A 12,453-nucleotide genomic window follows, 5' to 3' on the forward strand; every position below is an offset into this window, starting at 1 on the left:
GACAGCGTTTTCTCCTGTGGCGGAGCCACCGGTGAAAACGATCCCGCAGCGAGGAGGGCGCTGAGGTTCCGCCACCCCACCCCGAGAGCAGAACGACCCGAGAGCAGAACGACCCGAGAGCCTCACCCCCGAGGCTTCGCCGAGTCCTGGAGGGTGGCCCAGCCCGGTTCGACCTGGGACCAGGAACCGGTGCCGGTGAGCACCGCCAGCTCCGTCGTCGCCAGCTGGTGCGGCACGCCGGTCAGCACCGCGACCAGGTCCTCCAGCCCGGGGTTGTGGCCGACCAGCACCGCGGTCGCGGCCTCCTCGGGCACGTCGTTGAGCACCGCGATCAGCTCACCGGCCGTGGCGCCGTAGAGGCGCTTGTCGTGCCGGGTCTCGACCTTGCCGGTCACGGCCGAGATCAGCTGCCAGGTGCGCCGAGCCCGCTTGGCGGGGGAGCAGAGCGCGAAGCCGATGTCGGGCACCCGCTCGGCCAGCCACCTCCCCGCCTCCGGCGCGTCCCGTTCGCCACGTTCCGTGAGCGGGCGTTCGAAGTCCTCGACGTCGTCCGGCCACGCCGACTTCGCGTGCCTGCACACCACCAGAGTGCGTGTCATCGCCACCGTTCCTCATCGTCGTGGCGTCCAGGGTAGTAGGACGGGCGCTGCCGAGGCGTCCGCCGAAACCGGTGCCCGGAGCCGCATTTCCCGCCGGAAGCGGACGGACCGCGCAGGCCGGGCTCAGCCCGCGAGCCGCACCGGCAGCGCCTTCGGGCCGTTGGAGATGAACGACTCGGACGGTTCCAGCGCGTCGGAGCCCACCGCGAGGGCGAGGTCGGGGAACCGGTCGAACAGGGCGGGCAGCGCGATCTGCGCCTCCAGCCGCGCCAGCGCCGCGCCGAGGCAGAAGTGCGGGCCGAAGCCGAACGCCAGGTGGTCCCGCGCCCCGCGCCGGGCGTCGAACACCGCCGGTGCGTCGTAGTGGCCGGGGTCCCGGTTCGCCGCGGCGTAGGAGGCCAGGATCGCGTCGCCCTCGGCGATGACGGTGCCGTCGGCGAGCTCGATGTCGGTGGTGGCGAACCGCAGCGGCACGTTCGCCAGCGCCGGCTGCCAGCGCAGCGTCTCCTCGATCACGTCGTCCCAGCCGATGTCGCCTGCGCGCAACGCGGCGCGCTGCTCGGGATGCGTGGTCAGCGCGACCACGGCCTGGCCGAGCAGGTTCACCGTGGTCTCGTGCCCCGCGCCGATCATGAGGATCAGCGTGTCGGCGAGTTCCCGTTCGCTGAGCCGGTTCTGCTCCTCGTCGCGGGCCGCGAGCAGCCCGCTGGTGAGGTCGTCGCCGGGGTGCTGCCGCTTCGACTCGATGAGGTCGGTGAGGAAGCGGCCCATCTCCTGCGCCGTCGCCGCCGTCTCCTCCGGGGTGGCGGAGGTGCGGAACACCTCGTCGACGATGTGGCGCAGCGTCCCGCGCATCTCGGCGGGCACCCCGAACAGGTCGGTGATGACCGCGATCGGCAGCGGGTAGGTGAAGCCGGTGCGCAGGTCCACCTCGCCGGTCTCCGCGGCCAGCCCGTCCAGCAGCTCGGCGGTGATCTGCTCGATGCGGGGGCGCAGCGCCTGCACCCGGCGCGGCGTGAACGCCTTCGACACGAGGCCGCGCAGCCGGGTGTGCTCCGAGCCGAACGCGGTGAACATGTTGTCCACGCCGACCCAGGAGATCAGCGGCCAGTCCGCCGGGATCTCGCCGCGGATCCACGCGGGCCAGTGCTGCCGCGGGTCCTTCGACACCCGTGGATCGGACAGCAGCCCGCGCAGCTCGCCGTGGTCGGTGATCACCCACGCCGGGACGTCCCCGGGCAGCGCCACCAGCGCGGCCGAGCCGTGCGCGCGCAGCCGGTCGGCTTCCCCGTGCACGTCGGCACCGGCCGGGTCGAGAGCGGCTACCGGGCACTGCGATGCGGGCATCCTGATCCTCCTGTGGTGGGGTCGGCGAGCGAGGACACGGCTGGGAAGCGCACCGGCAGGGCCGTCAGCGCCCGGTGGAAGGGGCCGGGGCGCCACCGCAGCGGTTGCTGATCATCCAGCTCGACTTCGGGAACGTAGTCCAAAAGGGTCTCCAGCGCCACGGTCGCGATCAAGCGCGCGGGCCTGCTCGCGGGGCAGGTGTGCGCGCCCGCGCTGAACGCGAGGTGCGCCCGGTTGCCCGCCGGGATCTGCCCCGACGGGTGCAGCGACGGGTCGGTGTTGATCGCGGCCATCGAGATCACCACCGGCTCGTCGGCGGGCAGCAGCACGCGCCCCAGGTACACCGGGTGCCGCGGGTAGGTGATCGCGTAGTTCGCCAGCGGGGTGAACCGCCACAGCACGTCGTCGAGCGCTTCGTCCAGCGCGACGCTGCCGGTGGCCACCGCGTCGGCCACCCGGTGCTCGGTCAGCAGCAGGTACAGCGCGTTCGCGATCCAGTTGCCCAGCGGTTCCGCGCCCGCGCCCATCGTGATGATCAGCTGGTGCTGCAGCTCGTCGTCGTCGAGACCGTGCGGGTGCTCGATCATCCGGGTCGTCACGTCGTCGCCGGGGTTCGCGCGCTTGTACCGGACGAGGTCGTTGACGCTCTCCTCCAGGTACCGGTTCGCCAGCTGCGGGTCGGTGCCGTCCCAGAGCGCGGCGATCGCGGCGACCATGGCCTGCGCGATCTCGGCGGGGCAGCCGAACATCTGCTGCAGCACCAGCATCGGCAGCTGCGCCGCGTACTCGCCGAGCAGGTCGGCGTGGCCGCGGCCGGTGAACCCGCCGATCAGCCGGATGGCGCTGGACTGCACGAAGCGCCGCAGCTGGGCCGGTTTCACCGCGGTGAGGCTGTTCTCCACCGGCGGGCGCAGCCGCGCGTGCCGCTCCCCGTCGGCGAACAGCGTGTTCGGCCGCCACGACATCATCGGCAGCACCGGGGTGTCCGGCGGAGCGGTGTCCTGCCAGCGGCGGGAGTCCTTGACGAACACGTGCGGGCTGCGCAGCACCTGCAGCGCAGTCTCGTAGTCCACCACCAGCATCGCGGGCACGTCCGGGGCCAGCGTCACCGGCACGATCGGGCCGCGGGAGCGCAGCCGCGCGTACACCTGGTCCGGGTGCGCGGTGAACTCGTCGCCGTGCAGCGGGATGCGGTCTTGCAGGTCGGGGCCGGGCAGGGCCGTCATGGTCGCTCCGTCGTCGGGGAGGTCGTCGGGGGCTGGGGGAGTGCGGTCACGAGCGCACCGTCGGGTCGGCGGCGTGCCTGCCGGAGGTCGAGGCCAGCAGCACGTGCTCGACCAGGTCGATCAGCACCCGGGTGCAGGAGCCGACGTCCCGCGCGTCGCACACCGCGACCGGCGTGTCCGGCTGCGGGTCGAGCGCTTCGCGCAGGTCCGCCACCGAGTGCAGCGGTGCCGAGTCGAAGGCGTTCACCGCGATCGCGTAGGGCACGCCGAGCTCCTCCACCCGGTCCATCACGTCGAACGAGTCCGCCAGCCGCCGGGTGTCCGCCAGCACCAGCGCGCCCAGCGCGCCGTTCGCCAGCGTCCGCCAGAGGTAGGTGAACCGCTGCTGGCCCGGCGTGCCGAACAGGTACAGCACCAGCTGGTCGTTGAGGGTGCGGCGGCCGAAGTCCAGCGCCACGGTGGTCGTCGTCTTCGCCGGGGTGAGGTGCACGTCGTCGACCGCCTCGCTGGCCGAGGTCAGCGATTCCTCGGTGTGCAGCGGCACGATCTCCGACATGGTGTCGACGAACGTGGTCTTGCCGACCCCGGCCGGGCCGACCACGAGGATCTTGGCCGACCGCCGTACCGTCTCCGCGACGTAGGCCGACTCAGGCGGAGGTATCCAGGCGGCGGAGTCCATCGAGCACCTCCTGCAGCAGATCCGTGCTGGGCACCGACGCCGGGCGGTTCGCCGAGGCGGGCGTCAGGTAGCCCTCGTCGATCAGGTCGGACACCACCACCAGCGCCACCGTCAGCGGCAGCTCGGTGTGCGCGGCGATCTCGGCGACCGCGAGCGCACCGCCCTGGGCGACCTGCACGATCCGGCGGCGGTCCGGATCGAGCTCGGGCACCCCGCCGGTGGCGGCCGCCCGCACCAGGGCGGCCGGTTCCACCGGTTGCTCCGCCCGGGCCCGGCCCCGGGTGAGCACGTAGGAGCGCACCAGCTCCGATTCCCGGCGGTGCGGTCCGGGGGTCACGAACTCCGCCTGGCGGCGGTGCGCGCAGCCGTGCCCATCTCCTGCCCGAGCCGCTTGGCGGTCATCTGCATCTCGGTCGACACCACGCCGAGGTCGGTGTCGGCGTCGGTCACCAGCACGAGGTAGGACTCCTCGCCGAACGGTTGCAGCAGCTGGTAGCCCTGCGCGTGCTGCACCAGCACCTGCTCGAAACCGCCGGTGGGGTAGCCCAGCGGTTCCATCCCGTGCCGGGCGCAGGCTTGCAGCGGCGAGCTGACCGCCGCCCAGCGCTCGGCGTCGGCCTGGTCGAGGCCGGTGTTCTTGACCAGGAGCATCCCGTCGCCGGACACCGCGATGGCCGCCCGGATGCCGGAGTGCTCGACGAGGTCGTCGAGCACCCAGCTCCGGTCGGGTTTCGGCGCCGTCGGGGCCGTCTCGGTCATGCTCGTGCATCCCTTCTGGAAGTGGACGTGTCCAACGGGTCGTCCCCGTCGTGGTCGGGCGCGGTCTCCGCGTCGTCGTCGGTGGTGCGGGTGGCGCGCTGGAGCCCGCGCAGGCCCTGGGCCGCGTCGGTGGTGCGCCGCTGCGCCCCGTCGGCGATGGGCTGCACCGAGGCGCCCTCCGGCGCGGACAGGTCGCCGGAGCGGGTCATGGTGCGGCGGGGGCGCTTGGGCAGTCCGGCGGCGGTGGTCGTGGCCGGTTCGGCCTGGCGGTGCCGCGGCGCGTCCGGTTCGGCGGCGACCGGTACCGCCGCCGGTTCCGGGGCGCTCGGCCGGATCCCGGGTTCGTCCTGCCCGGCGGAGAGCACCGGCTGCTGCTCCAGCGTGGTCAGCAGGTGGTGCGGCACCAGCAGCACCGCGCGCAGCCCGCCGCGGCTGGAGGCGGCGTCGAGGCGCACCGTGAACCCGTAGTTCGCGGCCAGCACGCTGCACCCGGCGAGCCCGGTGCGCGGCGGGTTGCCCAGCTCGGTCAGCTCGATCTCCGAGTCGCCGCGGGACAGCAGCGCGTTGGCCTGGTTCAGCGAGTCCGGCGGCATGCCGACCCCGCCGTCGTGGATCTCCAGCGAGACGCCGTGGTACTCGGCGGTGATCAGCACGTCCACCGGCGCGGTCGGCGGGGAGGAGCGGGTCGCGTTGTCCAGCAGTTCGGCCAGCGCGGCGCTGAGCGGTTCCACCACGCGGCCCAGCACCGCGGTGGTGGTGTCCCGGGTGGACAGCCGAACCCGCTCGTAGTCGTGGATGCGGGACTGGGCGGCGCCGACGAGCCGGGACATCAGCTGCGGGCTGCGCTGCTGGCCGGGCGGGGATCCGCACAGCACGGTCACCAGCTGGGCGCGCCGCTGCGCCTGCGCCAGCAGGTGGTCGATCGGCAGCAGGTCCTCCAGCACGTCCGAGCCGTGCGTGCGCTGCATGTCGTGCAGCCGCCCGGCCGCGTTGTTGGTCAGCGCGAGGATGCGCCGCATCGTGCCGCCGAGCGCTTCCTGCGCGCCCTGCACGATCTCGCGGCGGAACTGCTCGTCCGGTTGGACGGGCAGCGGTTCCAGTGCGGGGGCGGTGGGCGGTTCCACGGCCGCGGCAGGTGGAGCCTGCGCGGGTTCCGGTGCCGGGAGCGGTTCGAGCGCCGAGAGCTGCTCGATCTCCTTGTGCTGTTGGCGCAACCGAGCGCTCAACAACGCCACCGCGGCTCCCAGCAGCACCACCAGGACCACCAGGCCGCCGAGTATCCACCCTGTCGTTTGTTGCATCGCCGTCCTCACCCATCCCGCGCCACCGCGGGTACCTCGGCCTTGCCAGCCGGCTCGTGGTGCTGCGTGCGCCCCCCCCACGGCGCACGCGGGCCACCGTAGCGAATGTTGATCACATTGAGTACAGTTGGCCGGTTCGGCCATGATCAACTTCGGAAATGTGATCGAGCACTGCTCCGGGCGGGTGACCGAGGTCTTGCGCGGAGTGCCCCCGTCTGCTCTCGCGTGCCGGATTTCGCCGTCGTGCGCCGCCGAACGAGCGCCCGCGGGGCCGTTCGGGGCATCGGTGCAGGTGTCCGGGTTCCACCGGAGCCGGTACCGGGCCCACGGCGGATCTTCATATGATGTTGGGAATGTCGACACCTGCCGTTCAGCCGTCGTTGGCCGCCGAGCCGAACCCGTACGTGCCCGGCCTGAGCTCCGACCTGTACCGGGGCATCGCGGGCGCGGGCGCGGCGAGCCCCGAGTGGCTGCAGGCGTTCGCCGAGTTCTTCACCGAGGCCGCGATCATCGGCTTCCTCGCGGCCTTCGCCGTGCTGTTCGTCCAGGCGCGCAACGACGAGGACCACGTGATGGCCCGCGCCGTGCTGCCGCCGCTGGGCACCGCGCTCGCCTACCTGGTCAGCGAGGTCGTCAAGTCCTTCATCCAGGAGGACCGGCCGTGCCGCGCGGTCGCGCACGCGCAGTCCATCGCGGCCTGCCCGGAGCTGGGCGACTGGTCGTTCCCCAGCAACCACTCCACGATCGCCGCGGCCGCCGCGATCGGCCTGTTCTGCGCGCGCCGCAGCTGGGGCTGGGCGGCGGTCGTCGTCGGGCTGCTGACCGGGCTGTCCCGGGTGTTCGTCGGCGTGCACTACCCGCACGACGTGCTGGTGGGCCTGCTGCTGGGCGGGGCCGTGGCGGCGCTGCTGCCGATGCTGGCGGAGCGGATCACCCCGCTGGTGGGGCGGCTCCGCGAGACGTCCGCGGGCGAACTGGTGCTTGGTGCCGGGGACGACGGCTGGGACGACTTCGCGGACTACGACGACCGGGACGAGCACGAGCACTTCGACGAGTTCGATGACTTCGACGGCGTCCGCGGCGAGGACCGGGCGCGCGCCGGACGTCCCGCGCCCGTCGCGGACGACGACCGCACCGTCCAGCTCCCCGCCGTCGACGACGCCACCGTCCAGCTCCCCACCGTCCGCCGCTGACCGGCCCCCGGCGGGTCGGCGCCGTTCAGCCCACGAGGCTGCGGAGCCGGGGCAGCAGTTCGCGCCGGGAGAACTCGAAGAACCCGTCCTGGTGCTCGTCCCCGCCGACCTGCACGAGGGCGACGTCGGTGAACCCGGCGTCCCGGAACGACGAGACCGCGTCCACGATCGGCTCGACGTCCGGGCCGCACGGGATGTTCTCGGCCACGTCCTCGGGCCGCACGAACCCGGTCGCCGCGGCGAACCCGGCCGGTCCGGGCAGGTCCGCGTTGACCCGCCAGCCGCCGGCGAACCACCGGAACTGCTCGTGCGCCCGCTCGATCGCCGCGTCCCGGTCGGTGCCCCAGGACACCGGCAGCTGGCCGACCTTCCGGTCGCCGCCACCTGCGGAGTCCCAGCCGCGGCACAGCGCCTCGCTGGGATCGGTCGCGATCATCGCCTCGGCCAGCGGCGCGAACCGGGAGGTGGATCCCGGCCCGGACACGGCGATGCCGATCGGCACCGGCCGCGCAGGCACGTCCCACAACTTCCCGGCGTCGACGCGGAAGTGCTCGCCCGCGTAGTCGACCCGGTCGCCGCCGGAGAGCGCGCGGATGATCTCGACGGCCTCGACGAGCATCTCGTGCCGGACGCCGACCGACGGCCAGCCGCGGCCCACGACGTGCTCGTTGAGGTTCTCCCCGGCGCCGAGTCCGAGCGTGAACCGGTCCTGCGAGAGCAACCCGATCGTCGCGGCCTTCTGCGCCACGATCGCCGGGTGGTAGCGCAGGATCGGCGCGGTCACGTAGGTCATCAGCTCCAGCCGCTCGGTCACCTGGGTGACCGCGCCGAGCACGCTCCACGCGTACGGCGAGTGCGCTTGGGCGTCCAGCCAGGGCGAGTAGTGGTCGCTCATCACCGCGAAGTCGAAACCGGCGTCCTCGGCGAGCGGGGCGTGGCGCACCAGCGCGCGCGGGCCGGACTGCTCGGTCATCAACGTGTATCCGATCCGAACCATGCCGCCCAGGCTGGCAGCAGCCGCGCTTGAACGCGTCCCGGCGGCCCGTGCGGTGCGCGGACGCGGTTCAGCCGGGGCGCGGGCAGAGCCCGTCGAGGGTGACGGCGATCAGCTTGCGCACCGCGTCGTCGGCGCGCGGCAGCTTCGAGGCGAGCGCCCCTTCGACCATCTCCAGCACGAGCACGAGGTCGGCCGGGTCGAGGTCGGTGCGCACTTCGGCCGCGGCCTGCGCGCGGTGGAAGGCAGGGGTGAGCACGGTGACCAGGGCGTCGGCGAAGCGCTGCTGCTCCTGCTCGGGCAGCTGCCGGATGAGGTTGACCAGCGGCCGCCGCACCACCAGGTCGGACAGCACGACGTGCAGCAGCTCGCGGAACGGCCGGTGCTCGCGTTCGGCGCCGTCGACGAGGCGCGCGAGGGCGTCGATGCGGTTCGCCGCGACGGTGGTGGCCAGCGCGTGCCGATCGGAGAAGTGGCGGTAGACGGTGGCGCGGCCGAGCCCGGCGCGGCGCGCGATCTCCTCGATCTGCACCGGTTCGGAGCCTTCGGCGAACGCCTCGTCCGCCGCCCGCAGGATGATCTCGCGGTTGCGGCGGGCGTCGGTGCGCTGCGGGGTCAGCAACGCTCGCCGTTCGCGCACGACGCGTGATGCTACCCGTGCGTAGTGAGAACGTCGACCGGTTTCCGCTCTCGGTTCGGTTCCCTACGCTTCCGAGCCACCCGCGCCCGTGATCAGCGATGACGCGCCGAGTCCCCCACTGCACAGGAGCCCGCATGCCCGAACTGAGCCGACGTTCCGTCCTCAAAGGCGCCGCCGTCGCCACCGGCCTCACCGCGCTCGGCGCGCCGAGCGCCGCCGCGTCGAACCGGGTGCGGCTGACCCGCGAGGAACACCGGGTCGTCGTCATCGGCTCCGGGTTCGGCGGCGGGGTCACCGCGCTGCGCCTCGCCCAGGCCGGGGTGCCGGTGCTGGTGCTGGAACGCGGCGTCCGCTGGCCCACCGGGCCGAACGCGGACACCTTCCCGAGCATCACGCGGCCGGATTCGCGCATCTCCTGGCTGGGATCCACGCCGTCGCTGTTCGGCCTGGAGCTCGCCCCGTTCGACCGCTTCACCGGGCTGATCGAGCAGGTCCCCGGCCGCGGCATGGACATCATGTGCGCCGCGGGGGTCGGCGGCGGCTCGCTGGTCTACCAGGGCATGACGCTGCAACCGGACGAGGACGTGTTCAACGCGACGCTGCCCGAGCAGCTCGACTACCGGCGGATGGCGCGGGAGCACTACCCGCGGGTGGCGTCGATGCTGCGCCTGGCGACCGCGCCGGACGAGCTGATCGCCAGCGCGACCTACGAGCCGTCCCGCGCGTTCGCCCGCGGCGTCGAGCGCGCCGGGTACCCGCTGTCGAAGATCCCGATGCCGATCGACTGGGACTACGCGCTGCGCGAGCTGACCGGCGAGCTCAAGCCGTCCTACACCAACGGGGACTGCGCGTTCGGCGTGAACAACGGCGGCAAGCACTCCGTCGACGTCACCTACCTCGCCGCCGCCGAAGCCACCGGACGGGTCACCGTCGCACCCCAGCACCACGTCACCGACGTGGCGCAGGCCCCCGACGGGCGCTGGCAGGTGCACGTGGACCGCATCGCCACCGACGGCACCGTGCTGGAGCAGAAGCTCATCACGGCCGGGGCGCTGGTGATGGCGGCGGGCACCGCGAACACCACCAAGCTGCTGATGCGGGCCGCCGCCAAGGGGCAGATCCGCGACCTGCCCGACGGTCTCGGCTCCGGCTGGGGTTCCAACGGGGACCGCATCTACACCTGGACCAGCTTCGCCGAGGACTTCGGCTCGCCCCAGGGCGGTCCCGTCGTCTACGGCAGCCTGGAGTGGGACGACCCGGCGCGGGCCAACACGGTCATCCAGGCGTCGATCCCGCCGATCGCGGACCTGCGCACCACGATGCTCGTCGGCTACGGGGTCAGCGAGGGCCGCGGCGAGTTCGTCTACGACGCGCACAGCGACGACGCGGTGCTGCACTGGCCGCACGACGGCGACGCCGAGCTGGCCCGGCACGTCGACGAGCGGGTCGCCCGCATCGCCGGGGACGGCGCGGTGCGGCTGGACACCACCTCGCTGGTGCCGAACACCTGGCACCCGCTGGGCGGCGCGTCGATGGGCTCGGTCTGCGACCTGGCCGGGCGGGTGCTCGGCAAGCGCGGGTTGTACGTGCTCGACGGCGCGCTGCTGCCCGGCACCAGCGCGGCCTGCAACCCGTCCATGACCATCGCCGCCGTCGCCGAACGCGCCACCGACGAACTCGTCGCCCACGACGTCGGCACGGTGATCTGAGGCGGTCCGCCCGCGGCACCGGACGAGCCGGACCCGGGCGCCGCGGCGGGGTCCGGCGCGGCGGCGGAAGCCGCGATTTCCGCACCGAGCGGGCGAATCCGGCGCCGACCGGTACGGCGCGTGGTGCGAGCGCCACCGGGAGCGATCAGGGCCGCCCGCGTGCCCGGTCCCGTCGTGGTCGCGGTTTAAGCTGGTCGGTGGTCCGCCGCCGATCGCGGCGACCTCCCCGAACCGTTGAGAGATCGCGTGCTGCTCCGATTGCTGCGGGCCCACCTGAGGCCCTACCGGTCGTCGATCGTCCTGCTGGTGCTGCTCCAGCTGGTCCAGACGGTCGCCACCCTCTACCTGCCGACGCTGAACGCCGACATCATCGACCGCGGGGTGCTCACCGGCGACGAGGGCTACATCCTCCGCGTGGGCGCCGTGATGCTCGCGGTGTCGCTGCTGCAACTGGTCTGCTCGATCGCCGCGGTCGGGTTCGCCGCGCGCATCGCGATGTCGCTGGGCGGGGACCTGCGGGCCTCCGTGTTCGACCGCGTGCAGTCCTTCTCCGGTCGCGAGGTGGGCCGGTTCGGCGCCCCGTCGCTGATCACCCGCACCACCAACGACGTGCAGCAGATCCAGATGCTGGTGCTGATGACCTGCGCGATGATGATCACCGCGCCGATCATGTGCGTGGGCGGGATCCTGCTGGCGCTCAACCAGGACGTGGCGCTGTCCGGGCTGCTGCTGGTGATCGTGCCGGTGCTCGGCGCGTTCATCGGCGTGCTGGTGTCCCGGCTGCGCCCGGTGTTCCGCGAGATGCAGCAGCGCATCGACACCGTCAACCGCGTGCTGCGCGAGCAGATCAACGGCCTGCAGGTGATCCGCGCGTTCGGCAAGGACGTGCACGAGCAGCGCCGCTTCGGCGCCGCGAACGCCGAGCTCACCGGCAGCGCCCTGCGCGTCGGGAACCTGATGGCGCTGATGTTCCCGACCGTGCTGGTCGTGGTGAACGTCTCCAGCGTCGCGGTCACCTGGTTCGGCGCCGGCCGCATCGACGACGGCAGCATGCAGGTCGGGGCGCTGGTGGCGTTTCTGGCCTACCTGATGCAGATCCTCATGTCGGTGATGATGGCGACGTTCATGTTCATGATGATCCCGCGCGCCGAGGTGTGCGCCGAACGCATCCAGGAAGTCCTCGGCACCGAGACCACCGTGCGCCTGCCGGAGCGGCCCGTCCGCGAGCTCACCGGGCACGGCGAGCTGGAGCTGCGCGACGTCGGCTTCCGCTACCCGGGCGCGGAACGGCCGGTGCTGCAGGGCATCACCTTCGAAGCAGGGCCGGGCGAGACCACCGCGATCATCGGCAGCACCGGCAGCGGCAAGAGCACGCTGATCAACCTGATCCCGCGGCTGTCCGACGCCACCGGCGGCGCCATCCGCATCGACGGGGTGGACGTGCGGGAGATCGACCCGGACCTGCTGACCCGCACCGTTTCCTACGTGCCGCAACGGCCCTACCTGTTCTCCGGCACCATCGCGAGCAACCTGCGCCACGGCGACCCGGACGCCACCGACGAGGAGCTGTGGCACGCGCTGGAGGTCGCCGCGGCCGCCGACTTCGTGCGCGAGCTGCCCGGCGGCCTCGACGCCGAGCTGTCCCAGGGCGGCGGCAACGTCTCCGGCGGCCAGCGGCAGCGGCTCGCGATCGCCCGGGCCCTGGTGCGGCGTCCCGAGATCTACCTGTTCGACGACTCGTTCTCCGCGCTCGACTACGCCACCGACGCCGAAGTCCGCGCCGCGCTGCGCCGCGACACCGCCGACGCGACCGTCGTCATCGTCGCCCAGCGGGTCAGCACCATCCGCGACGCCGACCGCATCCTCGTGCTCGACGCGGGCGAACTCGTCGGCGTCGGCACCCACCCGGAACTGATGCGCGACAACGAGACCTACCGGGAGATCGTCCTGTCCCAGCTCACCGAACAGGAAGCGGCATGAGCGCCCCCACCCGCGCCCCCGGGCGG

Annotated in this window: 12 protein-coding genes; 3 read left to right on the forward strand and 9 right to left on the reverse strand. The window is 72.8% G+C overall.

Annotated elements, in window-relative coordinates; genetic code table 11:
- Positions 1–122: 122 nt before the first annotated feature.
- From LCD35_RS28685 to LCD35_RS28715, 7 genes are all read right to left on the reverse strand, one after another.
- Positions 123–599 carry a histidine phosphatase family protein gene (locus LCD35_RS28685; protein WP_224968640.1) on the reverse strand — a complete coding sequence of 159 codons (477 nt, stop codon included), beginning with the start codon at positions 597–599 and terminating at the stop codon, positions 123–125.
- A gap of 123 nt (positions 600–722) precedes the next feature.
- A complete protein-coding gene (locus tag LCD35_RS28690; RefSeq protein WP_224968642.1) occupies positions 723–1,946 on the reverse strand; it encodes a cytochrome P450 in 1,224 nt (407 codons plus the stop codon).
- Positions 1,922–3,172, reverse strand: coding sequence for a cytochrome P450 (locus LCD35_RS28695; protein ID WP_224961205.1), 1,251 nt, complete (start codon positions 3,170–3,172; stop codon positions 1,922–1,924). Before LCD35_RS28695 ends, LCD35_RS28690 begins: the two co-directional genes overlap by 25 nt.
- Before the next feature lie 46 nt (positions 3,173–3,218).
- The gene (locus tag LCD35_RS28700) at positions 3,219–3,851 is read right to left on the reverse strand and encodes an ATP/GTP-binding protein (RefSeq protein ID WP_224961203.1); all 633 of its coding nucleotides are present in this window, start codon (positions 3,849–3,851) and stop codon (positions 3,219–3,221) included.
- Positions 3,820–4,188, reverse strand: coding sequence for a DUF742 domain-containing protein (locus LCD35_RS28705; RefSeq protein ID WP_224961201.1), 369 nt, complete (start codon positions 4,186–4,188; stop codon positions 3,820–3,822). The genes LCD35_RS28700 and LCD35_RS28705 overlap by 32 nt, the downstream gene beginning before the upstream one ends.
- Positions 4,185–4,610, reverse strand: coding sequence for a roadblock/LC7 domain-containing protein (locus LCD35_RS28710; protein WP_224961199.1), 426 nt, complete (start codon positions 4,608–4,610; stop codon positions 4,185–4,187). Before LCD35_RS28710 ends, LCD35_RS28705 begins: the two co-directional genes overlap by 4 nt.
- On the reverse strand, positions 4,607–5,911 hold the full coding sequence (locus tag LCD35_RS28715; RefSeq protein ID WP_224961197.1) for an ATP-binding protein: 1,305 nt from the start codon (positions 5,909–5,911) through the stop codon (positions 4,607–4,609). The genes LCD35_RS28710 and LCD35_RS28715 overlap by 4 nt, the downstream gene beginning before the upstream one ends.
- 353 nt (positions 5,912–6,264) lie before the next feature.
- Here LCD35_RS28715 and LCD35_RS28720 point away from each other — a divergent pair, with 353 nt between their 5' ends.
- A complete protein-coding gene (locus tag LCD35_RS28720; RefSeq protein ID WP_224961195.1) occupies positions 6,265–7,104 on the forward strand; it encodes a phosphatase PAP2 family protein in 840 nt (279 codons plus the stop codon).
- Positions 7,105–7,129: 25 nt separating this feature from the next.
- Here LCD35_RS28720 and LCD35_RS28725 read toward each other — a convergent pair whose 3' ends face one another.
- A complete protein-coding gene (locus LCD35_RS28725; protein WP_224961193.1) occupies positions 7,130–8,101 on the reverse strand; it encodes a TIGR03557 family F420-dependent LLM class oxidoreductase in 972 nt (323 codons plus the stop codon).
- A 67-nt stretch (positions 8,102–8,168) separates the two neighbouring features.
- Positions 8,169–8,738 (reverse strand): TetR/AcrR family transcriptional regulator, encoded by a 570-nt coding sequence (locus LCD35_RS28730; RefSeq protein ID WP_224961191.1) that lies wholly within the window; start codon positions 8,736–8,738, stop codon positions 8,169–8,171.
- A gap of 134 nt (positions 8,739–8,872) precedes the next feature.
- On the opposite strand from LCD35_RS28730, the gene LCD35_RS28735 reads away from it, so the two are divergent.
- Both LCD35_RS28735 and LCD35_RS28740 read left to right on the forward strand, forming a co-directional pair.
- Complete coding sequence (locus LCD35_RS28735) at positions 8,873–10,447, forward strand: GMC oxidoreductase (protein ID WP_224968652.1); 1,575 nt, start codon at positions 8,873–8,875, stop codon at positions 10,445–10,447.
- A 246-nt stretch (positions 10,448–10,693) separates the two neighbouring features.
- Complete coding sequence (locus LCD35_RS28740; RefSeq protein WP_224963305.1) at positions 10,694–12,427, forward strand: ABC transporter ATP-binding protein; 1,734 nt, start codon at positions 10,694–10,696, stop codon at positions 12,425–12,427.
- The last annotated feature ends 26 nt before the right edge of the window (positions 12,428–12,453 follow it).

It is taken from the genome of Saccharopolyspora sp. 6V (genome assembly GCF_020176785.1).
Lineage (GTDB): Bacteria > Actinomycetota > Actinomycetes > Mycobacteriales > Pseudonocardiaceae > Saccharopolyspora_C > Saccharopolyspora_C gregorii.